The 25,966-nt window shown below is 48.0% G+C and carries 21 protein-coding genes; 13 read left to right on the top strand and 8 right to left on the bottom strand.

From position 1 onward, the window contains the following. Positions 1-542: 542 nt before the first annotated feature. Entirely contained in the window at positions 543-1,154 is a 612-nt protein-coding gene (locus tag ABXR35_RS19535) for a pentapeptide repeat-containing protein (protein WP_367063719.1), read from the bottom strand. A 213-nt stretch (positions 1,155-1,367) separates the two neighbouring features. Next, positions 1,368-2,315: an aldo/keto reductase family protein gene (locus ABXR35_RS19530; protein ID WP_367063835.1), complete on the bottom strand. Its 948-nt coding sequence runs from the start codon at positions 2,313-2,315 to the stop codon at positions 1,368-1,370. A gap of 451 nt (positions 2,316-2,766) precedes the next feature. Between ABXR35_RS19530 and ABXR35_RS19525 the strand changes: the two genes are divergently transcribed. The 6 genes from ABXR35_RS19525 (at position 2,767) to ABXR35_RS19500 (ending at position 8,622) form a co-directional block, all read left to right on the top strand. Continuing rightward, complete coding sequence (locus ABXR35_RS19525; RefSeq protein ID WP_367063718.1) at positions 2,767-3,864, top strand: AI-2E family transporter; 1,098 nt, start codon at positions 2,767-2,769, stop codon at positions 3,862-3,864. Between the two features lie 431 nt (positions 3,865-4,295). Then, positions 4,296-5,150: a manganese catalase gene (locus ABXR35_RS19520; RefSeq protein ID WP_367063717.1), complete on the top strand. Its 855-nt coding sequence runs from the start codon at positions 4,296-4,298 to the stop codon at positions 5,148-5,150. A 244-nt stretch (positions 5,151-5,394) separates the two neighbouring features. Then, on the top strand, positions 5,395-5,754 hold the full coding sequence (locus ABXR35_RS19515) for a YtxH domain-containing protein (RefSeq protein ID WP_367063716.1): 360 nt from the start codon (positions 5,395-5,397) through the stop codon (positions 5,752-5,754). 162 nt (positions 5,755-5,916) lie between these two features. Further along, positions 5,917-6,531, top strand: coding sequence for a TetR/AcrR family transcriptional regulator (locus tag ABXR35_RS19510; RefSeq protein ID WP_367063715.1), 615 nt, complete (start codon positions 5,917-5,919; stop codon positions 6,529-6,531). A 263-nt stretch (positions 6,532-6,794) separates the two neighbouring features. Beyond that, positions 6,795-8,048 carry a hypothetical protein gene (locus ABXR35_RS19505; protein WP_367063714.1) on the top strand — a complete coding sequence of 418 codons (1,254 nt, stop codon included), beginning with the start codon at positions 6,795-6,797 and terminating at the stop codon, positions 8,046-8,048. Continuing rightward, positions 8,041-8,622: a HupE/UreJ family protein gene (locus ABXR35_RS19500; protein ID WP_367063713.1), complete on the top strand. Its 582-nt coding sequence runs from the start codon at positions 8,041-8,043 to the stop codon at positions 8,620-8,622. The genes ABXR35_RS19505 and ABXR35_RS19500 overlap by 8 nt, the downstream gene beginning before the upstream one ends. A gap of 235 nt (positions 8,623-8,857) precedes the next feature. Here the strand turns inward: ABXR35_RS19500 and ABXR35_RS19495 are convergent, their stop codons facing one another. From ABXR35_RS19495 to dcuS, 3 genes are all read right to left on the bottom strand, one after another. Then, a complete protein-coding gene (locus ABXR35_RS19495) occupies positions 8,858-10,219 on the bottom strand; it encodes a 2-hydroxycarboxylate transporter family protein (protein WP_436669390.1) in 1,362 nt (453 codons plus the stop codon). Positions 10,220-10,584: 365 nt separating this feature from the next. Continuing rightward, positions 10,585-11,289: a response regulator gene (locus tag ABXR35_RS19490; RefSeq protein WP_367063712.1), complete on the bottom strand. Its 705-nt coding sequence runs from the start codon at positions 11,287-11,289 to the stop codon at positions 10,585-10,587. Then, positions 11,290-12,885, bottom strand: a complete 1,596-nt coding sequence (dcuS, locus tag ABXR35_RS19485; RefSeq protein WP_367063711.1) for a DcuS/MalK family sensor histidine kinase — start codon at positions 12,883-12,885, stop codon at positions 11,290-11,292. A 246-nt stretch (positions 12,886-13,131) separates the two neighbouring features. Here dcuS and ABXR35_RS19480 point away from each other — a divergent pair, with 246 nt between their 5' ends. The 4 genes from ABXR35_RS19480 to pstB all read left to right on the top strand — a co-directional run bounded on the left by ABXR35_RS19480 (position 13,132) and on the right by pstB (position 16,958). Further along, positions 13,132-14,061, top strand: a complete 930-nt coding sequence (locus ABXR35_RS19480; protein ID WP_367063710.1) for a phosphate ABC transporter substrate-binding protein — start codon at positions 13,132-13,134, stop codon at positions 14,059-14,061. A gap of 197 nt (positions 14,062-14,258) precedes the next feature. Beyond that, positions 14,259-15,185, top strand: coding sequence for a phosphate ABC transporter permease subunit PstC (gene pstC, locus ABXR35_RS19475; RefSeq protein WP_367063709.1), 927 nt, complete (start codon positions 14,259-14,261; stop codon positions 15,183-15,185). Further along, complete coding sequence (pstA, locus tag ABXR35_RS19470; RefSeq protein WP_367063708.1) at positions 15,182-16,117, top strand: phosphate ABC transporter permease PstA; 936 nt, start codon at positions 15,182-15,184, stop codon at positions 16,115-16,117. The genes pstC and pstA overlap by 4 nt, the downstream gene beginning before the upstream one ends. An 85-nt stretch (positions 16,118-16,202) precedes the next feature. Continuing rightward, on the top strand, positions 16,203-16,958 hold the full coding sequence (gene pstB / locus ABXR35_RS19465) for a phosphate ABC transporter ATP-binding protein PstB (RefSeq protein ID WP_367063833.1): 756 nt from the start codon (positions 16,203-16,205) through the stop codon (positions 16,956-16,958). 114 nt (positions 16,959-17,072) lie between these two features. Here the strand turns inward: pstB and ABXR35_RS19460 are convergent, their stop codons facing one another. Continuing rightward, complete coding sequence (locus tag ABXR35_RS19460) at positions 17,073-20,564, bottom strand: glycoside hydrolase family 3 C-terminal domain-containing protein (protein WP_367063832.1); 3,492 nt, start codon at positions 20,562-20,564, stop codon at positions 17,073-17,075. A gap of 406 nt (positions 20,565-20,970) precedes the next feature. Here ABXR35_RS19460 and ABXR35_RS19455 point away from each other — a divergent pair, with 406 nt between their 5' ends. The 3 genes from ABXR35_RS19455 (at position 20,971) to ABXR35_RS19445 (ending at position 23,577) form a co-directional block, all read left to right on the top strand. Continuing rightward, positions 20,971-21,528: an RNA polymerase sigma factor gene (locus ABXR35_RS19455; protein WP_367063707.1), complete on the top strand. Its 558-nt coding sequence runs from the start codon at positions 20,971-20,973 to the stop codon at positions 21,526-21,528. Beyond that, positions 21,525-22,247 carry a hypothetical protein gene (locus ABXR35_RS19450; protein ID WP_367063706.1) on the top strand — a complete coding sequence of 241 codons (723 nt, stop codon included), beginning with the start codon at positions 21,525-21,527 and terminating at the stop codon, positions 22,245-22,247. The genes ABXR35_RS19455 and ABXR35_RS19450 overlap by 4 nt, the downstream gene beginning before the upstream one ends. Positions 22,248-22,368: 121 nt before the next feature. Beyond that, the gene (locus ABXR35_RS19445) at positions 22,369-23,577 is read left to right on the top strand and encodes an S-layer homology domain-containing protein (protein ID WP_367063705.1); all 1,209 of its coding nucleotides are present in this window, start codon (positions 22,369-22,371) and stop codon (positions 23,575-23,577) included. Between the two features lie 297 nt (positions 23,578-23,874). Here the strand turns inward: ABXR35_RS19445 and ABXR35_RS19440 are convergent, their stop codons facing one another. Both ABXR35_RS19440 and ABXR35_RS19435 read right to left on the bottom strand, forming a co-directional pair. Beyond that, positions 23,875-24,987, bottom strand: a complete 1,113-nt coding sequence (locus tag ABXR35_RS19440; RefSeq protein ID WP_367063704.1) for a toxic anion resistance protein — start codon at positions 24,985-24,987, stop codon at positions 23,875-23,877. A 100-nt stretch (positions 24,988-25,087) separates the two neighbouring features. Continuing rightward, positions 25,088-25,945, bottom strand: coding sequence for a hypothetical protein (locus ABXR35_RS19435; RefSeq protein ID WP_367063703.1), 858 nt, complete (start codon positions 25,943-25,945; stop codon positions 25,088-25,090). Positions 25,946-25,966: the final 21 nt, after the last annotated feature.

The raw sequence follows: 25,966 nt of genomic DNA, 5'->3' as shown, positions 1-25,966 counted from the left end.
GCTTCCATTGCTGACATATTTGCTTGTCACTTTGGTGGAGTTCCCTTTGCTATGCGTCGTGGTTACTTATTTTGATAGCGAGTTTCATCCAATGTTAAACGATTCCCACGTAGATCATACGTATACGTTGCTTGACCCAGACTCGGCTGATTCACGCCAATCAAGCGGTTCAGAGCATCATAACGAATGCTTTTCCTTCATAATATTATAAAAAGAACTACTGTACCTTCTCTTATGTGAATGGCACAGTAGCTCTTCTTTATTAAATATTTAAGATTCTAGTTATTATTTTGTGGAAGTTATTCTTCAAATGGCTCCTACCCTGCATGTTTGAATTTGGGTTTGCCTACCTTCTACTCTATACAATTTCTTCTAGCTTCGATCAAAAGACTGTATTCGCCACTATATTTCGACTAAGTTCCGTATAAGCAACCTCATCTAATTGTCAGAGGCACACGTTAATTCTCAAAATCACTTCTGTTCACTTTAAACGTTAAAATAGCCACAATACGAACATTGTAACCTTTCCAATTGACTGTCCCTTACGAATGTAGATTCGCTTGCTCCATCATCCAATGTTTTGCCTGCTCTCCTTCCAGCATGATGGGTTCCTCTGTTGTCCCTAGATTGATACTTTCAATGTGAGCCTCCTCAATGCCTTTCATTCCGGTAAGGTTGGCTCCCTGTAAAAGGACATGATCAAATACACTCAGTTTAATATCTACATTCATTAGTTCTGCTTGTCGAAAGTCTGCATTTACACACAACGCCGCTGTAAAATTAGCATATTCTAAATGACTACCAAAAAATACAGTTTCAAAGCATTCGCCGCTCAAAAAATTGGCATGAGTTAACGTTGCGTAAGAGAAGTCAACAAGGAGCAAATTTGCTTTCACAAATGAACCATAATCCATTGTCGCCTCGCGAAAAGTGGAAGAACATAACCACCCATAATAAAAATCTGCTTTGCTTAAATCCAGTTGATCAAACTTACACTCTGTTAAAAAAGCACTATATAGAGACAACTCTTTCAACGTGACATCCAGTTTTGTAAAATCCACTTCATCTTCCACTAACTTTTTCCCTTGTTCTCCAATTGTCTCTACCCAGAGTTCGTGTAACTCAAGTTTTTTTTGCATGAGATGTATGATCATAAGGACATGTCTCCTTAGTATTCTAGGTATCATTATTATTTTGTACAAGATGATTGAACCAGCAACATAAAAGTAAAAATAGACCTTGATCGCTTTGTACTTTTGTCTGCGTCAAGGTCTAATGAAGTGCTTGGTATCTTCTATATATTATTTGAATTCGATTAACACTTAATCAAGAAAATCCGGTGCCGTGTTTACCAATTTTTCGTCTACCTACTTCTCGCTGCTCAACACCTTCTCAACCGCTTCCACCACATCACTACTCAGCGTCACACCGGATGCGCCTGCATTCTGTTCCACCTGCTCTGGACGGCTGGCACCAACCAGTGCGCTAGATACATTACGCTGACGTAGAATCCATGCCAATGCAAGATGGGTTAGCGACAAGCCAGCTTCGTCGGCGATCTGTTGTAGCTGCTGCACCTGCTGTAGCTTCTGGTCGTTGATCTTCTTCTCGTCCCAATTCAGCTTAGCGGCGCGGCTGTCGGAGGGGATGTCGGTTAGGGATTTGTATTTACCAGTCAGCAAACCTTGAGCCAGCGGGGAGTATACAACCTGACCGATGCCGTACGTTTCGCCGAGTGGGATTACTTCCTCTTCAATATATCGGTCAAACATATTGTAAACGGGCTGGTTTACAACGATGCGATCCAGCAGATACCTGTCGGCAACACCGATGGCGGCTTGCATCTGCGCGGCAGTCCATTGGCTCACACCGACGTACAGCACCTTCCCCTGACGAACGAGATCGTCGAGTGCGCGCAGTGTTTCTTCGATAGGCGTTTCCGGGGAAAAGCGATGGCAATAGTACAGATCGATATAGTCATGACCCAAGCGCTTCAAGCTAGCATGGCACTGCTCGGTAATATGTTTGCGGGACAGACCGCGGTCGTTGGGACCGTCGCCCATATTGCCAAACACTTTGGTGGCAAGTACGTAGGATTCGCGCGGGTAGTCTTTTAGCGTTTCGCCCACTACCTTCTCGGCTTCGCCGCGCTCATATACATTGGCAGTATCGAAAAAGTTAATGCCTAGCTCGTATGCTTTGCGGATCGAATGTACGGCATTTTCGCGTTCGACGTAACCGCCGTAAGTGAGCCAGCTGCCAAGGCTGATTTCGCTAACTTTTAAGCCACTGCCGCCGAGTCGTCTGTAATTCATGGTCATGATATTTCCCTCCCGAATATGTAAGTTTGCGCCTCTGCGTGGTGTACATCTATATAAGAAGTATATGAACGTTTTCGGCTATGCCTATAGAAGTATACGCTTACAGCATCCATTCTCCCCCATTTTAGAACGTTAATTGGCGATTAGGCAAGCGGTGTTGGCGTTTATATGTATATATGGCATATCTTTCGTCTCTTCTACTCTTCACCTTTTGGGAAATACCTCACGCCATATCAATAGGTATGATCTTGTCATCTGATGAGGTTGAGGATGCGATATTGTATGAATGAATCGATCTAAGATTTACTGCGTAATATAACAGGTGACTGCCGACAGCATAAGCTGGCGCAGCAGGCGGGTTAGGAATAGCCACTGCCAACCGTTACATATTGCACAGCGCAACACTACACACTACAGACATTGAACCAAAGGGGGACTACCATTTATGCTGCAAAGCCGTTTTTTTCGTGTGGGCGCTGGCATTGCCCTAGTTTTACTCATTATTTATCTCGGAACGCTGGTTGATTTTATTTTTGTTCCGGTACGCTCGCTGATCAGCCTGACGATTGTTCCGCTGCTGATTACGGCGTTTATGTATTATCCACTGCGACCGTTAGTGAATTATCTAGAAAGGAAGAAGCTAAAACGGTCATGGTCGATTCTGCTTATGTATCTGGTCGTGATCATTCTGCTGGTCGTGTTTGGATTCCTTGTATGGCCGACGCTGCGTGATCAGGTGACGAGCTTTATCGCGAGTGCGCCAGACTTTACGCGTAGCATTATTGCGCAAATTCAAGTACTGGAACAGCAACCGTTTGTGAAGCAATTCATGCCTGCCGGAAGCAGCGGCACCAGCACGGAAATGCTGCAAAAGCTGACTGAATATCTGAACACGGCATTTGACTGGCTGTCTGTGCATCTGTCCAGCATGTTCTCGTTCCTGTCCAACTTCTTCCTTGTGGTAGCGACAGTGCCGATTATGCTCTACTACCTGCTCAAGGACGACCGCAAGCTGTCTGGACGTTTACAACAGGTCTTCCCACGCAACTACCGTGAAGACGGTAAATTGATGCTGGATGAGATCGATGATGCGCTGAGCAGCTTTATTGCGGGACGCGTGCTTGTCAATTTCGCGCTTTGTGTGTTGCTGTATATCGGCTTCCTGATTATTGATCTGCCGTATTCGCTCTTGCTGGTTGTGCTGGCATTCTTCCTGAATTTCATTCCGTATATCGGGGCTATTCTTGCAGCGGTACCAGTAGCGATTGTCGGTCTGATTGAATCGCCAGCGATGGGAATCTGGTCGATTGTTATCGTCATTATCGCTCAACTGATCCAAAATAATCTGCTGGAACCGATCATCTTCGGGAATCAGCTGGACATTCATCCGTTTACGATTATCGTGTTATTGCTTGTCGGTGGCGATATGGGCGGTATTCTCGGTATGCTGCTTGTGATTCCACTGTATATGGCGGCGAAGATTACGATTGTACACATTTACCGGATGTATTTGAAGCAAAAGATCGGAAATGGGTTACAGTAGTGCTGCATAACAAGCACAAGCGGTACTGCTGCAATGCTTGCGAAGCTATTCGTATGGAATCATCCTTGTATCTTGCATAGGCTTTGATCAAAAAGCTGGAACGTCGAGCGCTGGTCGCTTGGAATCGTTCCAGCTTTTTGGCATGTATCGCAACATGATACTTCGGCTACGAACGGGCTGTAAACATTTACTGTATTTTATATATTTTATTGTCAAAATATACGGTTATTTTGAAGAGGCAACGGTTAATAATAGGATGCGATGGCCATCGTGATACATGAGATTATGGAATGCGTGTTTAGCCGCGAATGTCCTATGATTACGGCAAATACCTCCCTAATCTATAAACAGCTGTTTACCTTTAAGTGAAGACGATAGTCGACGAATCCAAACATCTTGATTGTACCGAACATACCAAAGGAGGAGTTATTATGTTTTTTCACATTAAAGAATTACAGTATACAGCCAAACCCGACAAGCCCGATCCGGTCTATGCGCGTAAGTTGCAGGAAGTGCTAGGCGGTCAATATGGTGAAATGTCGGTCATGATGCAATATCTATTCCAAGGCTGGAATACGCGAGCAGACAGCAAGTATCGTGATATGCTGCTGGACATCGGAACCGAAGAGATTGGGCATGTAGAGATGCTGGCAACGATGATCGCCCAGCTTCTGGACGATGCACCGCTGGATCAAGTGGAGAATATGGCGAAGGACCCTGCCATTGGGGCAGTACTAGGCGGTATGAATCCACAACATGCAATCGTGTCTAGTCTCGGCGCATTGCCATCTGACAGTGTAGGCTATCCGTGGAATTCCCGCTATATTGTCGCAAGCGGCGATCTGCTATCGGATTTCCGTGCCAATCTGAATGCGGAATCACAGGGCAGACTACAGGTCATTCGCCTGTATGAACAAACGACCGATCCAGGTGTCCGTGATCTGCTGTCCTTTATGATTGCTCGTGATACGATGCACCAGAATCAATGGCTGGCAGCGATTGCCGAAATTGAAGCCAAACAGGGTCCGATTACCCCTGCCTCCTTCCCACCTGAATTGGAGAAGCGCGAGGTTGCGCACCAGTTCCTGAATTTCTCTGAGGGTGAGGAAAGTGCAACAGGACGCTGGGCAAATGGACCATCCATGGATGGCACCGGAACATTTGAATATGTACAGCAGCCGCGAGCATACGGTCAGGCACCGATCCTCAAGCCTGCTCCTGATGTAATGCACTCTCGTCCTGAGCAAATGCCAAGTATTATTAATGTCGGGACTATCAATAAATAATAAAACAACTTCCCCGGAGCATGCAGCTGAACAGACAAGCATGAGTCCGGGGAATTCCTTATTTCGATGATGTAATTTGTCGTTTGTATCATCCTAATGTCCTGTTTCGTGCTTATAACGTGTGATCCTCGGACAGATGGGTAATAGATAACACAGTATTATATGGAATACAGTCAAAGCTATTGACTGCATTTGGTGTTGTAGTACCTGTATTTTATCATCCAATCGCAAAGGAGAATGAATCATGGACTCTCAAACAACCAAAACAATTGCTATCGGGGCTGTAACTGGTGCGCTGGTCGGCGCAGGGGTTGCTGTACTCGTTGCTCCGCAGCAAGGACAGAAAGTACGCGAGAAGATCGCTGAAGTATCCGAGCTAGTGAAGGAAAAAGGACCATTGATTAACGAAAAAGGTCATGAAATCGCTGAAAAAGGACAGGAAGTGGTCGGTGCGATCAAGGAATCGCTGCATACCGCTCAAGACTTCAAATCCGAAGCAGGCTCTGCAATCAGCGAAGTGAAGTCCGAGGTCAAAGACTTCCAGCAAAACAATCAGCAAAATAAAACAGGCAGCTCCTCCAACGTACGCAGCATCCAAAGCTGACTTTCGTTCCCATCGTTATGAACAAGAACGTACTATGTATTGCTGGGTAAACAGCCAGCGCTCATGAGTATGGAACCATATATAACGTTAAGAAACCGTTCTATGATTGTATAGAGCGGTTTTTCTATTTACAATAGTCATCATCAAGGATGGTGAACATACATGGTAAACCAGAATGATCCACGTGTGTTGCGAACACAGCAATGGATTCGTGAAGCATTAATTACATTAATTGAGCAAGTCGGTTTTGCAGCAGTCACGATTCAGAACTTGACCCACCAAGCTGGTATTAATCGGGCAACATTTTATCAGCATTATCAGGATAAGTACGATCTATTAGAACATATCACTACCAATATGCTCGCTTCTCTCAAAGCTGAAGTAAACGTCGAATATTTAAAAAAGGCTGATGTGAATCTGGATCTTCACACGATGGAGTCGCTATTTCTACGCGTGCTTACGATCATTTCCCAGCATCACCATTCCTTCAAGGTGATGCTGGGAGACAGAGGTTTACCTTCTTTTCAGCAACAAATGATCGATTTGATAAAAGAAAATCTGCATGAAGTCATCAGGCAACCTGCTTCTACTGACCCTTCATTCGTGATTACTCGTGATATAGCGATCACGTATAGCGCGACTGCCAATGTAGGGTTATTAACGCAATGGCTGACTGGAAAGATGCCTTATTCGGCTGAATTCATGGCAACTCAGATGGCAAGTCTTTTTGTACATGGACCTTTACAGTCGTTACAATCGAATTCGATCTCATCTTAACGATATTCGCTCGTTCATCAGGCTATCCAGATCAAGGATAGCTTTTTTTGTGCTGTATTTTATACGCAATCGTAACCCAACATGTTTTCGATAGGTGTACGTTATCTTGGGGGTATCTGCTGATTTTCATTCCGATGTCGGTTACACAACACATACATAGATATTGCGTATTGAATCTGACCTATACATTGCTACAATCTAAGCAACAACATGTTGTTTAGAGATCGGAAGACGCTTTTTCTAGAAAGGAAGGCGCTCATACAATGGAATCACCTCATGCCAAGGAATCATCTGATGTCAAAAAAGTATCTCATATCAATGTCAAAGCGCTATTGATCATTTGTTCCACTGCTGTCACATTGGCAGTGATCCTATTGATTCATGTTGGTCGTGGATTGTTTGTAGAATATAGTCTGGTCAGTGGACTAGCGATCATAGGATGGATCGCTTTGCCGTATCGTTCCACTCCGGTAAGAAGTCAGATTTTGCCTCTCTATATTTTGATGATTGTGCTGCTTATTATGTTAAATACATTTCGTTATCTTTCGGTATACTCCCATTTTGTAGCTACTACGATGCCTGAAATATTGCATCATCCGTTGGTATTTGATCATACGCAATGGTTTGTATGGATGGTAAGCTTGCCTATTACGATTTTGCTGATAGGCGGTTATTTTGTAGCAAAAGGAGTGTCGGTAGGAGCGTTTTTTGTATGGTGGGGGTTTGGATATATAGCGGTAGAATCGTTATGGCAATTGTATATCGAGTTAGGGCATTATGACTTGTATGATCACCATTATTTTGGTGGTGTGCTACTAGCGATGATTTTATTTTATTGCAGCATATCCGGTATATTGAAATGGATTCGCCCGCAAGCACAAGATCGCCAACAGCAGAACATACAACCACTTAGCCAACGTAAAAAGAATTTATGGACGATCTTACTTGTGACAGGTATCGCGATGTATGGCATAACATTTTACACACAAACGGGCAGTCTTTTGCCTGTAGGTGTGATTGTCGGTTCTATGATGGGTGGGCTGATCTGTTGGCGCAAAACCACTGCATATGTACCCGCTGATCCATACAAAGTCGTACCGTTATATTTGTTATTACAAGCCTTGTTTTATATCCATGTCGGAGAAGAAGTATTGACCCATTTTAATCGTGGCATAGCGTCTATTACAGGGCAGACATGGACCGATCAGGATTTTGATTATTTGATTACGTTCGTAGGCCCTCTATTCTGGGTATTCGGAGCGTACAGTTTGTGGAAGCGACAAGCGTTCGGCAACTTTATTTTATGGTTTATGATTGTTGGTATGATTATCGGCGAACCTACCCACCTACTCGTGTTCCCGATCGTCCGTATGGTTCAACAAGGAGTAGGATATGAATATTTTTCAGGCATGTATACTTCGTTATTTCCCATGATTCCTGCCATTCTAAGTCTGATGATCATTGTGAAAGACCGCAAACAGCAAAAACAACAACAGGAAGTCATTCATCATGAGTAACCTACCATTTCCTTTGAAAATGAATATGGTTCTACTGTGTGTATTCGTGCTGCTCCAACGAACAGCAGAAGCGCATGGATTTGGAGGAAGCGGATTTTTGCATCCGTTGACAGGCATCGACCATCTGGTAGCCATGTTAGCAGTAGGCGTCTGGAGTGCACAGATCGGAGGGAAAGCGATCTGGATCGTGCCTTCTTGTTTTGTCCTTATGATGATGACAGGTGGACTGCTCGGTTTGCAAACGACAATCCCACTTCCGATAGAGTGGCTTATCGCTTGTTCCGTTGTATTATTAGGCGCCGCCATCTGGTGGAATCGTCGGTTATCACTCTGGATCGCAGGATGTGGCGTAGCGTTCTTCGGCTTTTCCCATGGATATGCACATGGATTAGAAATTCCATCACTGGTTCACCCAACGATCTATATCATAGGATTTTTAACTACAACCATTGGATTGCATGTGGTTGGCGCTACAGGTGGATTGTTGATTTTAGAGGAACGCAACGGGCAAAAGATATTAAAATGGTTAGGCCGTATGATTGGGTGCATAGGAATATGTCTTATTTTGCGATGACCATCAATTGCTGAAGCACTATTGGACTGCTATCTGAGACTATCAATCAAATAGGTCACATCACGTTTCGATACAATGAAAGACCTGAGTATACACGGAAGCGATTCCGCATATAGACTCAGGTCTTTCTCATAGAACACGATGCTTGGAACATGGTGACATTCATGAATCGCTGGCGTTAATACATCGCATGCCACGCCAGTACGATCTACCGCTTCTATCACAGCTTGGCGGATTAGCTCCACATGGATAGGAGTAGGGTGGCGATGACTACAGTTAAGGCGCCGCCGATGCGGGTGGAGATTTGGGCGAAGGGCATGAGTTCCATTCGACCGGAAGCGGATAGGATGGCAACGTCGCCAGTTCCACCTAATCCGCCGCGACATCCAGTAACGATGGCGGCTTCGACAGGGTACATGTTAACCCATTTCCCTACAAAGTAGCCGCTTAGAATCATAGCGATAATGACGGCGCCGCAGACGATAATATACGGCAGAGACAGGATCGCGGCGACGTCACCAAGTGGGATGTATAGGATGCCGAGACCGACCATGATCGGCCAAGTGAGTGTGCCGGATACGAATTTGTAGAGTTGGTAAGCACCTTGTTCGATTTTGGCTGGCAGCAGGTTACATACCTTGAGTAGAGCGGCACCGAAGATCATCAGAATGGGACCGGGAATGCCGACGAATGGGGACAGCAGATGTCCGGTGATAAACAGCCCACAGGCGAATAGCAGACCTGCGCCCATTAGAGCAAAGTCGGGTTTACGCCCGTCGTAGACACTGCCGCTCATGGGCTTGCCGTCTTTTTCTTTGACCAATACGCCGTTGCCGGTGATAGCGCTGTTGTTATCTGCCATTTTTTTCAGAACACCCGCGCCGATGATGGCGAATACGTTGCCGATTACGGCGGCAGGGATCATTTGGGCGACATAGCTAGCGGATTCGCCGCCGAGAATTTGGGAAAAGGCAATCGACAGTGGCAGGATGCCCTCTCCGACGCCGCCTGCAATGATCGGAACAATGATGTAAAAGAACGCGTGATATGCGCTGTAGCCGAACAGCATGGCAATGCCAAGCCCCACGGCAACGGCTGCCAGTGTACCAGCGATCATTGGGATGAAGATACGAATGAAGCCGTGAATCAAGGTTTTACGGTTCATGCCCGTGATGCTACCAGCGACCAAACACGAAATGTACAGATACAAAAAGTTGGACGTCTTCATCAGCGTAGTAACCGATTCAATCACTGGAGGGTTCAACACATTCCAGAACACCAGAAATGAGGGCACCATTAGCGATAAAATCGCAGGACCGCCGATATGCTTGAGCAGCGGTAGCTTGAAGCCCAGCTCACTCAGCAGCACACCCATGATCATGATGACTGCCAGACCGCCAATCATATCGTTCGGCAGCTCATTCAGTGCGGCGGCTGCGAATACGATCACTGCCAGCAGCACATACAACGGTAACGGAATAACGCCGATCTTGATCTGCCTAAGCTGCTTGATGCCCTTCGGCAAATTGCCCGTGCTCGTTGTTACAGGTGCCTGATCCAGATGAGAATGTCCTGGCTGCTGTATTGACTTTTCCATACCTCTTTTACCTCCTTCGTGTCGTACATCTCTCTCTATTGGTTTCAGTTTGTTGTTTACCAGTTCATCTTAACCATTATGTAAGCGCTTCACTATTTTTCTAATTAATGAATCTATTTTTTAAATTTTTGAAAGTAAGCATCACCCGCTTGGCACTCCATCCAGTAATAAAATCTCTCTTGCTGCTCTATTCTTTCTAGTTTTCTTATACACACAACAATCGTCTTTTATACTGAACCGTATGTTTGCATTGGATGAGATGCCAAAAAAGCACTGTTTCTGTAAAAGGTAGAAACCGTGCTTTTTTAATGATGAATCGTAGTTGTTATCATGTACAAGCCAGACTGTATACAATTTCGTTAGGCTCAAATATATCTTCCGACAATCGCCTCGCTACCCGGTACGATATGATACTTTTTCACCGGTCTACCAATGGTACCATACGTGGTTTCCAGCTCCAGTACCTTCAATTCCTCTAGCGCAATCAAGTATTTACCAACCGATACACGCGATAATCCAGTTACACCAGCAATCTCTTCACTGGAAAAGGAAGGACCTTGATGCGCCTGAATCGCTTCCCATACTAAGCGTAGCGTGGTGCGTGTGAAGCCTTTGCTCAATACGGCACGATCTGGCTGACTGCTTGGTTGGGTCAGCATATCGAGCTCCGCCTGTGCCAGACTGCTATTGCTATACAGCAGCGAATACCGCTCCCGGTACGCTGCTAACGCCGAGCGGAATCGTTCAAATTCAAACGGCTTGATCAGATAATCGACCGCTCCATTTTGTAGCGCATAGCGGATACTTTCCTTATCGCTCGCCGCCGAAATGATGATCACATCCATGCTGAGATTGGCGCGTCGAATCTCGGATAGCAGCTCTAGACCGTTTTGCTCTTTCATGTAAATATCCAGCAGCACCAGCTCAAATGACTGCTGTTCCAGCAAGTCCAGCGCCTCCGAAGCAGATGCTGCCCAGCCGCCAAATTGAAATCCTTCCACCTGACTTAGATAAAATTTGTTCATCTCCGCTACCATTGGATCGTCTTCCACAATTAATACATTGATCATCTAATCACCACGCTTTATCAAATAAGGAATATGAACCGTAAACTGTGAACCGCCGCTATCGAGACGAGCGGCTTCTATATTGCCACCTAGCTGACCTAGACTACGACGCACAAGGTAGAGTCCAACCCCACGATCCTGTCCTTTGGTAGAAAAGCCCTGCTCATACATGCGCGCCGCTACTTCCGGCTCCATCCCCCGCCCATTATCGCTGACCGTTATCTCCAGTATGCCGTCTGTATAGTCAAATGCAAGCACAATCGCTGGTTCCGCCGCCTGACGTGAGGCTTCCAGCGCATTTTCCAGTAGATTGCCGACAATGGTCACCAGCTCATGCGCCACCTGTGGATCGGCGGACTCTGGCAACACACCATCATCGCGCAGATTCATCTGTACACCCAGCTCACGCGCCCGACTGAGCTTGCCGATCAAAAAGCCCGCTACCACTGGGTCCTTCACCTGCTGCAGCACATTGCCTGCTTCCATTTGCATACTCGGCACGATGCTTTTTAAATATTCTTCCAACCGTTCATACTGCTTCATATGCAGCAGCCCCATCATAATATGCAGCCGATTCATAAATTCATGCGTCTGCGCTCGCAGTGCTTCGGCATACAGCGAAATGCCGGAGAGCCGCTTCATCAGCATACTAATCTCGGTCATATCGCGGAAGGTGGCAATTGCACCCTCCGTTTGTCCGCCCACCATGACTGGCTCCACGTTAACAAGCAGCGTATACCCATTGATCTCAATCTCCACATCCTTGAGCGGTTCACCGTCCAGCACCTTATCCATCTGCAATTGACGTAGAAATTCGCGGAATCGTCGTTCATTGTCCTCGCGCCCTCCACCCCCGCCGAGTAGACGGTATGCTTCTGCATTGGTTAGCGTAATGATGGATTGGCGATCCACCGACAAGATTCCTTCTTTTGCCGATTGCAGCATGGCACTGCGTTCTTCGAGCAAACGGGCGATCTGCTCCGGCTCCATGCCGAACATAAGCTTTTTGATTTTCCGCGCTAGCAGGATCGCACCGATCGCACCTAGACAACCGCCTAGCAGAATGCCCCAGTACAGAATCCATTTATTCTCGTTAATTGCTGTCGTTAAACTGCCGATGGATACACCGACTGCTACCGCTCCTACCTGCTTGCCAGCAGCATCGCGTATCGGTTCAAAGGCGCGGATCGAGCGTCCGAGCGAGCCGTCGGCAATGGATACCGTTTCCTCGCCATGCAGTGCGTTCACCTCATCGCCACCACGGAAATGCTTTCCGATCATCGCCGGATCAGGATGCGACAGCCGCAGTCCGTTCATATCCATCACTACGACAAATTCTACATCATTGCTGGTGCGTACCTGCTCCGCATACGTCTGTACCACCGCTCTGTCTCCCTGTCCATCCAGCGCATCCTGCACAAGCGGCGTATAGGCGACCGTGCGTGCAATCGCCAGCGCCCGCTGCTCTACTGCCTGTCTAGTTTGACCGGATACCTCGATGCTGAACATCAGATAGACACTTAGCAATACGACTGCCACCACCAGACAGACCAATAGCGTGATCGTCATTTGTAAACGGAAGCGCCTGCTTTTCTTCATGAGGCTCACCTCGAACATTGAACTTTTTTTGCATAATATACCGTTCATTCGGCAAATACAATGACAAATTAATATAAAGAAGAAACCCGAATTTTATCTTACATTGCAAAAACATTTTTGCAAAATTTTAATACAGAGTTTACAAAACTCAGACTCATAGCTAACACTGCGAACCTAGAATAAGTTTTGTAACCAACAAACACATACAAGTATTGCGCCTTTAATTAGGGGGAGGAGACTTTACCAATGTTTAAAAAACTGCCTATCATGCTTCTTATGCTGACTATGATCCTTGTGCTTGCAGCCTGCGGATCGTCGAACAGCGGCACAACTACAGGATCGGGATCAACAGATGCAGGTTCCGGCGAATCCGCCGAGCTGAGCGGTTCCATTCTCGCTGTAGGTTCCACAGCACTGCAACCACTGGTTGATCAAGTCGCTCAAAAGTTTATGGCAGACTCACAATATGCAAATGTTGCCGTTCAAGTACAAGGTGGCGGTAGCGGTACTGGTCTGACACAAGTGTCCGAAGGTCAAGCAACAATCGGTAACTCCGACGTGTTCGCCGAAGAGAAGCTAGACGCTGACAAAGCAGCTGGACTGGTTGACCATCAAGTCGCTGTTGTGGCTATGGCTACAGTTGCTAACAAAGATGCAAATGTAAAAAGCCTGACCAAGCAACAACTGGTTGACATCTTCACAGGCAAAGTAACGAACTGGAAAGAAGTTGGCGGTGCAGATCAAAAAATCGTGATCATCAACCGTCCGAGCAGCTCCGGTACTCGTGCAACATTCGAGAAATATGCACTTGGTCAAAAAACCGAAGATCCAGCGGGTTCGATCCAACAGGATTCCTCCGGTACGGTTAAAAAGCTGATCGCTGAAACACCGGGCGCTATCGGTTATCTGGCACTGTCCTATCTGGATGATAGCGTAGCTGAACTGAGCTATGATGGCGTTGAGCCAACAGTTGAAAATGTAGAAGCTGGTAAATATCCAATCTGGGCTTACGAGCACATGTACACCAAAGGTGAGCCAGATGCTTCCACAAAAGCATTCCTCGACTACATGCTGAGCGACGAAGTGCAAAAGAGCGATGTAACCGAGCTGGGCTACATTCCAATCTCTGGCATGCAAGTAACTCGCGATGCTGAAGGTAAAGTCACTCAAAAATAATCATACCTCAATATAACGTTTGAAAAGAGCATGCTGTCATTAGGACCGCTGCTACAAGAGGCGGAACTCCGCCTCTCTTTTCACGTTTGGATACAGATTGTACATTCCATCACATCCTCCCCGGTGTGACATAGATCCTCACCGAGAATAGACTGACATGTTGATTTTTAACGCCTGAAGAAAAGAGGTTTTTACTTATGGAGCACTCTAAGGTTTCGCCAAGAGAAGCGCAGCGCCGCAGGTTGCCGCTGGAAAAGCACCGTCTGGAAGACTGGATCGGTCGCATTTACACATCCGTTTGTGTCGTCTTTCTGATCGCTACGATTGTATCGATTGTTTACTTTGTAACATCCAAGGGCATTGCCACCTTTGCCGTTAATGGCGTGGCACTATCCGACTTCTTCTTTGGCACACATTGGGCACCGGATGCCTCGCCGCCATCGTTCGGCGCATTACCTGCGATTACCGGTTCCTTTCTGGTAACGCTGCTTGCCGCGCTGATCGCCAGCCCGCTCAGTATCGCAGCTGCATTATTTATGACAGAGATCGTGCCGACATTCGGTAAACGAATCCTGCAACCGGCAATTGAGCTGCTGTCCGGTATTCCATCCGTCGTATACGGCTTTATCGGTCTAACGCTGATCGTTCCGTTTCTGCGTGACCATGTTGGCGGTCAAGGTATCGGCGTAGGTGCCGGTGCACTCGTGCTGTCGATCATGATTCTGCCGACAATCACTAGTGTAGCGGCGGATGCGCTCGCTAACCTGCAACGCGGACAACGCGAAGCTTCGTACGCACTGGGCGCTACACGCTGGCAAACGATCTATCGTGTCGTACTGCCAACAGTATTGCCTGCATTGTTAACTGGTATCGTACTCGGTATGGCACGCGCTTTCGGTGAAGCACTGGCTGTACAGATGGTTATCGGTAACGCTCCATTTATCCCAACATCCCTGCTGGAATCCGCGTCAACACTGACCAGTGTGATCACCCTCGGTATGGGTAACACAGCGATGGGTTCCATTCAAAATAACGCATTGTGGAGTATGGCATTCGTACTGATGCTGATGACCTTCGTCTTCATCATGGTCATTCGCCTGCTTGAAAGGAGAAACCGGATATGACAACCTCAACCCATACATTGCGCGCCAAAGCTAGAAAACGCGCCAGAACCGCAGATAAAGTCGCCACGGTTGTCATTATCGTGCTTGCTCTGTCCATCGTCGGTATTCTGATCGGTCTGCTTGGCTTCATCATGTTCCGTGGACTTGGTCATATTAGCTGGGACTTCCTGACTTCCAAGCCGCAAACGATTCGTGAAGGCGGCGGTATCGGACCACCACTGTTCAACTCTCTCTACCTGCTCGTTTTGACGATGATTATCACGATCCCGCTCGGTCTGGGCGGTGGTATCTATATGGCGGAATACGCCAAACCGGGTAAAATCACTAGCTTTATCCGTCTCGTCGTGGAAGTGCTGTCCTCCTTCCCGTCGATCGTTATTGGTTTGTTCGGTTTGCTCGTCTTCGTTAACACACTTGGTCTCGGCTTCTCGCTGCTGGCAGGTGCGCTGGCATTGACCATTTTCAACCTGCCGCTCATGGTACGGATTACCGAGCAAGCATTCGCTGGCGTTCCGCGTGAGCAAAAGGAAGCTGGTCTGGCACTTGGATTGTCCAAATGGAAAATCATTACCTCCATCATGCTGCCGGTCGCAATTCCATCGCTCGTTACCGGTACGATTCTGGCAGCAGGTCGCGTATTCGGTGAGGCAGCTGCCTTGCTGTTCACCTCCGGTATGACCACTCCGCCGCTGAACTTTTCCGATTGGAATCCGCTGCATCCGCGTTCTCCGCTGAACCCACTGCGTCCGGCGGAAACACTGGCAACGCATATCTGGAAAGTCAACAGTGAAGGTCTGGCACCGGATGCGGTACAAATCGCCGCTGGCGCTTCTGCTGTACTCGTGATTATGGTACTGATCTTCAACCTGCTAGCACGCTGGGGTGGACGTACCCTGTACCGCTACATGACCGCATCCAAACGGATGAACTAACAAATCTCTGGCTCGTTCATCCGCCGATGTCGGCTGACATTCCATCATTACCGCGATTTACTCAAGGAGGAACCTTTCTATGGCAATGCCAATGCCTTTTAGTACCGAAGATTTGAGCATCTATTATGGCACATTCCAAGCCATTAAAAATATTAGCATGGGCTTCCCTGCCAAAAGCGTAACCGCCCTTATCGGTCCGTCCGGCTGCGGCAAATCGACCTTCCTGCGCTCACTCAACCGCATGAACGATGAGATCGCTGGTGCGCGCTCTACCGGGCATATCTGGATGGACGGCATCGACCTGACCGCATCGGAGACGGATGTGATCAAGCTGCGTCAGCGCATCGGCATGGTGTGGCAGCGCCCGAATCCATTTTACAAATCCATTTATGAAAATATCGCCTTTGGTCCGCGTTATTATGGCATCAAGGGACGTAAACAGCTAGATGAGATCGTCGAAACCAGTCTGCGCAAAGCGGCATTGTGGGATGAGGTCAAGGATCGTTTGAAAGAATCCGCGCTCTCCTTGTCCGGCGGTCAGCAGCAGCGTCTGTGTATCGCCCGCGCATTGTCCGTCAATCCGCAAATTCTGTTGCTGGATGAACCAGCTTCTGCACTTGATCCGGTATCGACTGGCAAGATCGAGGAGCTGATCACCGAGCTGAAAAGCGATCTGCGCATCGTTATCGTGACCCATAACATGCAGCAGGCAGCGCGTGTATCGGATTACACAGCGTATTTCTACCTTGGTACACTGGTGGAGCATGGGGAAACGGATCAGATTTTCACCAATCCAGAGAAAACATCTACACAGGAATATATTATGGGACGCTTCGGATGAAGCGTCTTTTTTTCGGGCTTGTTGGCAGTTATACTGCTTACTGTTAGCGTTAGCTCATTAGCCGAATACAAAAAAGCAGCCCTCGCGAGGAGAAGGCTGCTTTTTCATCTTACTTCATAATATCGACGATGCGATGCGGAAGCTGCTAATTGTTGTTCCTTGGCTTAATACTAGATACACATCACGTCGCTGCGATTGATCTGCTGTTACCGAATCCGAATCGCTCGTTATATTCTTGCCTACAGCTCTATCCAATGTTCCGATATGACCCGCTTCTGCTCCGCTGATGCCATTCGTCATGTCGCTTGCGTTTACTTCATTCGCATGGGTGTCAGGTCCATCATCTGCTGTTTGTATACGATTCAATGTAGTACGTATATCCTGCTCGCCTTGCTCCTCAACAGAAGCTGCCAGCGTAGCTGTGCCTAGCAATGGACCATCATACGAATCTAGACGAATCTGAATTTCGCCGCTCTGTCCCGTATACGCTGCCCGTGCTTCAAATATAGCATTGCTGGCATCCAGATCTAGCGCCACATCGCTAAACTGTATCCATGCGCCATCCGCCAGCGCTTCTACGGCTGCACCGCCTTCTTTGGATTCCACCAGATGAACATGACGGTAGTCATCGTAATTTTCGGCGCGCACACCGTTTTGCAGCTGCTGAGGTGGAATGATCTCACCGTGAAGAATGACTTCGGTTTCCATGCGAATATCTGCTGACGAACGACCTGCCATAAAGGTATACGTTCCGTCCTCTACCACATATCGACTGCGTGTGACATCCCAGAAGGCAAGCTGTTGGACAGGGATTTGGAATGTGACAATCTTCTCTGCTCCCGCCACCAAATGGATGCGGCGGAATGCCTGCAAGGTACGTAGCGGACGCTTCACCCGCGATTGTGACGACATACGGCTATATAGCTGTACCACCTCGTCCGTATCGACCGTTCCCGTATTATGCACCTTCACGGAAAAGGTAATCTGTTCGCCAAGGTTCGTTTCCGCTGCATCCGGTTCTAGCTCGCTGTACACGATAGGAGAATACGTTAGTCCATGTCCAAACGGATACAGTACATCCCCGGCAAAGTACTGGTATGTCTTTTCCGAGCGAATCATATCGTAATCCCGTAGGTCGCCCAGCTGCTCAGCGGAACGATACCACGTCATATTAAGTCGACCCGCAGGCGCATAATCACCATACAGCACGTCTGCAACCGCATTGCCCAGCTCTGGTCCCGCGTGTGACAGATACACAATTGCTGGGATATGCTCCTCCACCCACTCCATCGCAAATGGATAGCTGCCGACGACCACCACCACGGTATTGGGATTGACGGCATACACTTCCTGAATCAGCTTCAGCTGTGCATCCGCCAGTTCCAGCCCCGGACGATCTACTTCCTCTTTTCCATTAATAAGCGGATGATTGCCTACAAATACAATGGCAGTTTCGCTTGCCGCTGCCAATGTAGCTGCCTGCTGGATGCCATCGGTGATAACCGTTTTGGTAAAGCCATACTGCCGCTGCGAAGCAGAAGTATCCACTCCCCCTGCTAACGGTGTCTCATGATCCTGAGCGAGCGCATCTGCCGGACCGCCTACGGAGGAGACGCCCTGCCGCTCTATCGCCGAACGCTGCCATTCCGCGCGCACGGGCGGATATACGCCTTGTCCCTGTGCAATACTCAGGCTATGATCCTCTGCATGATGATACAGCTCTAGGTTGTTCCATGTCCGAATATGCGTACGCTCATCCGATTGCTGTTCCAGATGCAGCACTTCTTTGGCAAACCATCCATAAATCTCATCACCCGCTACCGCAACACGCTGCTGTTCGTCATCGGCTACCAGATACGTACCGGTCGCTTCCGAGCGAATCGTATAACTGCCATATCCCCAATCGGAAATGTTGAACAAATACTTCTCTGGTACAATGTCCGCATCGGTATGCTGGTCGTCTTCTGGTTCCTCATTCGACCATTCAGCAGCGAGCCGTTCAGCATCCTCTGTATGAGCAGTTACGGCAGGATCACCCTCTACACGATCTGCTACTGTACGATTTGCCACGGTAGCGTCATGGTCAGCAGAATCAAGCGTATGGAGCTGCTCCGTGGCTACTTGCTGATCGCTTGCCATTCGTTCTGTATGTGTATCCGTATCGTCAGTGCTGACATGTTCCGCAAATGGCTCAAATGCCACCACATAACCACCCATTTGTTCCAGCGACGACTGTGGCTCAATCGCTGCTTCATCCTCTACGACGCCGATTTCCGGTAGGTTCACTGTCTCCGATTCAGCCGCAATGACAGGTGCATCTGACTTAACACTTAACAGCAATCCATCCTCTGAGTGAAACGTCACTCGATCATTGCCATCGCTGTAGTGAACGTCACCTGCTACTTTGTTGCGAATCGCTTCCAGCGCTGGAACGGCATAAGGCAGTGTGCCGGAATACCAGTCTCGGTACACAACATTGCCCAGCTCGCCAATCACAGCTACACTACCAGCAGATGTAGCGGACAATGGCAAGGTCATATGTTCATTTTTTAGCAGGACGACCGATTTACGAGCAGCTTCGGCGGACACTTCTTTGGCGGCTTCTGTCATCATGGATTCCTCGCCGATGGCTGCATACGGATTCAACTCTGCCGGATCAAATTCACCCAGTCGGAAGCGAACACGGAATGTATTGAATAAAGCACGGTCAATATCATCCCAGCTCAATAATCCTTGTTCCAGCGCTTCCTTCAGCGCGGCTTTGGACAATTCAGCATCATCGGTAATGCTATCAATACCTGCTTTGATCGACGCTGCCACACCCGGCGTATGGGAATCGTAATACCCATGATCCCGCATAATGCCCATCATATCACCCGCATCACTGACGATAAATCCGTCCATTCCCCACTCGCCCTTCACCACCTCATGCACAAGCGGATGCAAAATGGCAGGCGTACCGTTGATCGAATTGTAGGACGTCATCATCGACTGCGCACCGCCCTCGATAAACGGCTGCTCAAATGCTTTTAAATAATACTCTCGCATATTGCGCGGATCGATACTGGACGATCCTGTACCGCGATCCACTTCATTGTTATTACCGAGAAAGTGTTTCAACGTCGCAACCGCTTTCAAATATGTAGGATGATCGCCCTGAATCCCCTGAATAAGATGACTCGTCAGCTCACCTGTCAGTTTCGGGTCTTCCCCATATGCTTCCTCATTGCGCCCCCAGCGCGGATCGCGCTCCATATCAACCGTTGGTGCCCATAGCGTCAGTCCATTAAAGGTCGGATTACGCTTGTACATCACGCGCGCCTCGTCCGAGATCACATTGCCGACACGCTTCATCAGATCTGCATCCCATGTGCAGGCAAGCCCTACTGGCTGCGGGAAAAAGGTGGCTTCACCTAGCCATGAAATGCCATGCGCCGCTTCTGTTCCATGCTTGTATGCGCTGATACCAAGCCGCTCTACTGCCGGTTGATGCTGAAGCATAGATTCTATTTTTTCCTCCGCCGTCAAGCGGGAGATGAGATCACGTACCCGGGTATCCTGATGAAGCGTATGATCTTGAAACGGATAACGGTTCATTTCTGTCATCATAATCCATTCCTTTCGGTTTAGACCTGTCATTCGCGAGAACACAGGCTTTACGAATAATGGTAAAGCAATCATTTTCCAAAAGAAAGCCCTTACATTAAGAATGGTCAGGTCATAATTAGCGTAATAATTAGTGATCGGTAGACACCTTCAGCATTGCTTACATGAATCATCCTCATTCCACGATATAACACCATATTGCGTCCGTTGTGCGTGTAGCTGAATGCACAAGGTGATTTCTCGACATGTCCTCTTTGCTCGTTCACGGTACTACAAAGGAACCATATACATGTAAATGCTACTCTACCTATAGGGGGTCGATATTTTTTTATTTGTACAATAACCAACGCTATGGTTTGTCGTCTGTATGTATAAAGAGACTGTCTATCCAGAAAGGGGTATCCTGTTGAACGATGACGATATTGTGGAGCTGTATTGGAACCGTGACGAATCGGCGATTGAAGAATCGGCGCGTCAGTACGGTCGATACTGCTATTCCATTTCCTATCATATTTTGCACGATAACGGCGAAGCGGAGGAATGTGTCAATGATACATGGTTGCGTACATGGAATGCGATTCCGCCGCAGCGACCGAGCAAACTGTCCTTTTTTGTAGGACGCATTGTACGTAATCTATCGCTAGACAAATACAAAGCCAAAAAAGCTAAAAAACGGGGTGGACCTATGCTGCCTTTATTGGAAGAACTGATTGAGTGCATACCAGCAACCCATGATGTGGAACAAACGATTCTCGATCAGGACCTTGCCCGCACCATCAATCAGTTTATGCACACTTTACCGGAGCGCGAGTGCAATTTGTTTCTCGCCCGCTACTGGTACAGCATGCCGCTGTCCGAGATCGCCAGCATGTTTGGAGTAAAGGAAAATAATATCAAAGCCAGCCTGTTCCGCAGCCGTGGCAAATTGAAACACTATCTTATACAGGAGGGAATTCATCTATGAGTATCCATACCACACCGGATGAACGGTTATTTGAAGCAATCGGTCAAGTGGACGATGCGCTGCTGGAACGATTGGAAGCGCATATGCAGGCACACAGCCAGCCGCTTACTGCTCGTTCGCGTTCGATCTCTAGACAGCGCAAGCGCTGGGGTGGCATTGCTGCCGTTCTAGTTGCCACTGTCGCTGCCTGTATTTTTATTTTTAACAGTATTGGGCAGCAGCTGCCTTCGATGTATACGGCATCCGGCACTGTGATTGACAGCTATACCAGTGATACACTGCCGCCATCATCTAGCGTATCGCCAAGTATGGCAGCTCCGCAGAACGGTATGTTGAGCTTAGACAATGATCTGAAGTTGGCATTGAATGAGCATGCTCAACAATCGGTGACTTATTTTGTCGCTGTCGATCTGTATAGCAACGGATCACTACTAACGGTGGATAGTAAGCAAGCTCGCAGTGAAGTGGAGCGTTTGCAGCAAGCTCATTATAAAGTCGGCTATTCGCAATCGTGGACCTATCGCGGCAATATGCAAAAGGTGTATCAAACGTATATCGCTGGCTATTTTACCGCTGAGCAGTTGAAGCAGTTCGCTGCCAGCCCAGATTATGGATACTCGCTGCACTTTATATTCAATGGCGACGGCTCGCCTGTTTCGCCGGATAATGGCATTTTCACACAATGGGATGATTCGGGTTTGCAACAGCCCGCTACCTAATTCAAAAACTTTGTAAAAGAAAATAACCGATGATCGCGATTGTCGTCTTTTCCAATAGAACGACCTGATAGCATGAACCAACCCTATCAACTTCAAACCCAACTTCGAGGAGGAATTACCTATGAACACCAACCCTAATCGCAAATCAAACCCAACGAACAAAAGCAAAACAATCGCTGGTGCAATCCTGACCGCATCCCTACTGTCCGTCTCCATCGGCAGCACATCGTTCGCTGCCGCATTTACCGATCTGAAGGACACACCGGATCACCAGAAAATCACTACCCTTCATTCGCAAAAGATCATTCACGGCGTAAGCGATACCTCGTTCGCACCTACCGCATCCTTAACACAAGCGCAAGCTCTACAAATGATCGTCAAAGCATTCCAGCTGGATACGATCAACCGATCTCATAACGATGGTCTACAAAGCTTTGCCCAGCTATTCCCGAAAGTGAAAGAAGATGCGTGGTACTCCCATTCATTCGGTTACGCACAGCAAGCCGGTCTGGACATCCCCCAATCGGTTGATCCCAACGCCAAAATTACCCGCGAGCAGTATATCGATTATGTAATGACCTCGATGCAGGTGGTCGGCAAAATGCCCGCAACCGACGTTGTCGCTCAAACTATCAAAGACAAGGACAAACTGAACGCCAACGATCTCGATTCCGTGCAGCTTGCCCTCGTATTCCAAATCATCACACTGGACAGCAACGGCAACTTCCATCCAAAGCAGCACATCAATCGTGCCGATGCAGCCGTTAGCCTGTACAATGCCCTCGCTGTTTTGAAAAAGAACAACAGCAGCGGCGAAACTACCATTGACGTGCTGCCCGGTGAGAAGACAACAACGTCGGATAGCAACAGCCCGACCACCAGCGATACAGGCATCACGTCTCCGGGGATTGCTGCCAGCAGCTACGCTCCAGCTGACAATGGCAACACGCTATTTATGTACGATATTGAGCAAGCAATGAAAGAACATGCCAGCGACAAAGACGCCAAGTATTTCGTAGCCATCGACCTGTTCCAAAATGGCTCTCCCATCGAATCGGACAGCACCGAAGCCCAAGCCGAACTGCAACGCCTGAAATCGCTTGGATATGATGTTGCCAATGCCACAGCATGGACCTATCGAGGGCAGTTGGAGCAAGTAGACTATTCGTATCTGTCCGGTTACTTCACCGCTGATCAGCTAAAGCACTTTAAAACTAGCCCATCCTACGGTTATGCTATTTATTTTGCCTCTAATGGTGACGGCTCTAGCATACCTGCCAAAGACGGTGCGATCAGCGGCTTTGACAATACAAGCGGCATCGCCTTTTAATCCTCATGATGAGTGGATAAGCGGATATGCGAATGGACAGATGAGCGGATGGGCAAAATAAACACTACCTTCAACCCACTAACAATCCTCTACATGATCAAGCACTGCCCGCTCGATCATTTCAATACGAATCAGTATCCGACAATCATCCAAGGTATACTGATACAAAAGCGCCGCATTCTATACAGTCTATAGAATGCGGCGCTTTATATTGCAGTTCATGTATTACAAGTCATGTATTGCGATTCGTATATTACTATTCCTGCATTATCAACACGATGTCTGCTTGCTTGCCAATTAACTAAGCAGGTCAGCCAAGGGATCGCGTTTAGGTGCAGCATTGTTGTTAGCCAGCGATGGCGTATTGGCTTCGGCTTTTTCCAGACCGAGACGACGCGTCATTTGATCGTTGATCGTAGACAGCTTGGCGGTGTAATCCTGACAGCTGACGATAATCTCGCGGTTGGAGCGCTCGGATGTATCCAGCGCGGTCATCAGATCGGAGATCGCCTGATTGACGGATTCCAGCGACATGGTCGGCTTTTTGAGTAGCTCGGCAGAGCGTTCGCTGTTCGTTTTCAGCATCTCGGCATTGCGTTTGAACTGATCCTCAATCGTCTGGTTCACACTCTCGACCGCGTTAGCGACGCGCGTCTGATCTTCGATCGCCAGTGCAATCATAGCGGAGATTTTGATCAGGTTAGCTGCTTTGTACACGGAATCGTTGACCGAATCGATCAGCTTGTCGTTTGTATCGTTCACGATGTCGGTCGCCGCAATCGCTTGGTTAAATAACATGATATTTTCGGTCATCGACTGAATGCGCGTAACGACCTTACGCAGCCCACGCTCCAAATATACTTTGCGGCTCTCGTTTTCCGGCTTCTGGATTTCAGCTTCAAACAATGTTTTCAGTTCGCCGCCCATAGCGATTTTATATTGCAAATTGTAGATTTCCTGCAAGGAATTCCGCTTGAGCGTGCGCATGCTGATCATATTTTCTTCCAGTGTATCCTTGCCGTCGCGTAGACCTTGTACGATCGCATCCACGTTCTTGCTGACAGACTGGTATTTGTAGACGTAATTTTTGAGTGGAGATTTGCGCAGTAGCTTCGCGAATAGACCAACATTTTTGCTCTGCTGCAAGGCTTCACACTCATCGCGCAGCGATAGGATCAGGTCAGACACATGCTTGGATTTGCCAGACATCAGGTCGTTGACTGGACGATCTAGCATTTGCAGGGTTTGTGTGGCGCGTTCCTGTGTTTGCATACCAAGCTTGCCCACCTCATCCATGAGCACATCCAGATTCATATTGTCTGCTCTGGACACCTGCTGGATAATCGTGGACGCTTCGCGGGTCACTTTCTCCTCGTCTTCTTTTTTCAACGTAATCGGTGATGTTGCCATAGGTATCATCTCCTTTAAACCGATAGTGGTGACGCTTGGATCAATCTTGGTTCCTTGGTTCGTACTAATGCTTGGTCAGGCTAGGATGATCCGTAATGGATTACGAATAGCGCTGATGCAAAATCTCAGCACGCGATTGCAGCTCCATTAGATCTTTATGTTCAATCGTCTTGACGATCTGGGTGACGCGGTTATTAACATCTTTGATGCCGTCCAGCAAAATACGACGGTTTTTTGTTTTGGCTTCTCCACTCAAACGCAGGAAAGGATTGATCACACCGTTCAGGTCCTTCATGACTAGACGCTTGATCGTATGATTAATATCGTCATTGTTCAAATCGGACAGCACCGGAATAACACGCTGTAATCGTAAAAACAAAGCACAGGCTTTTTCCACAATTTCATTATCCAGATTGTTCTTCTGACCTTCGGAAATAATCATATCCTCCAACACGCTTAAATATTCCAGCACTGGCTGAAACAGCGGCAGAACCTCCGCGCTGTGTTGACCGTTCAGCGCAGCATGGGAACCAGAGGCTGGCGTTGGTTGTGCAGATGATGCAGATACGGACTGACCTGCTGTACCATTTGCTGCCGCAGCATAGCCAGCTCCACGAGCAGATACAGGTGCATGACGCTGCTGCTCATGCTCTGTGGCGCGCTGTCTAGCCGCCTGCTCATACTGCTCCTGCAACGGATGACGCTGCGATGAGCCTTGATTCTGAACGCGTGTTCTACCGGACGACTGGGACTGCGCCAGTGGCGGTTGTCCCGGGGACGGCGGCAACTCAGCGGGACGATTCGACGAGCGTGCCGCCCAGATTATGCCGTAAACGGAGCCTGCCAATGGAAACAGCATCGCGATTGCGCCCGGCGTCCATATGTCCACCAGACAACCGATCAGATAACCGACTCCACCGCCAAGCACCGTTTTGCCTATGATTTTGGCTGTACTCATCTGTAAACACCTGCCTCGATA

Origin of the sequence: Paenibacillus sp. JQZ6Y-1, from assembly GCF_040719145.1 — a bacterium.
Lineage (GTDB): Bacteria > Bacillota > Bacilli > Paenibacillales > Paenibacillaceae > Saccharibacillus > Saccharibacillus kandeliae.
Note: the sequence above shows the minus strand (reverse complement) of the source record. Positions and strands in the feature narration are given on the sequence as shown.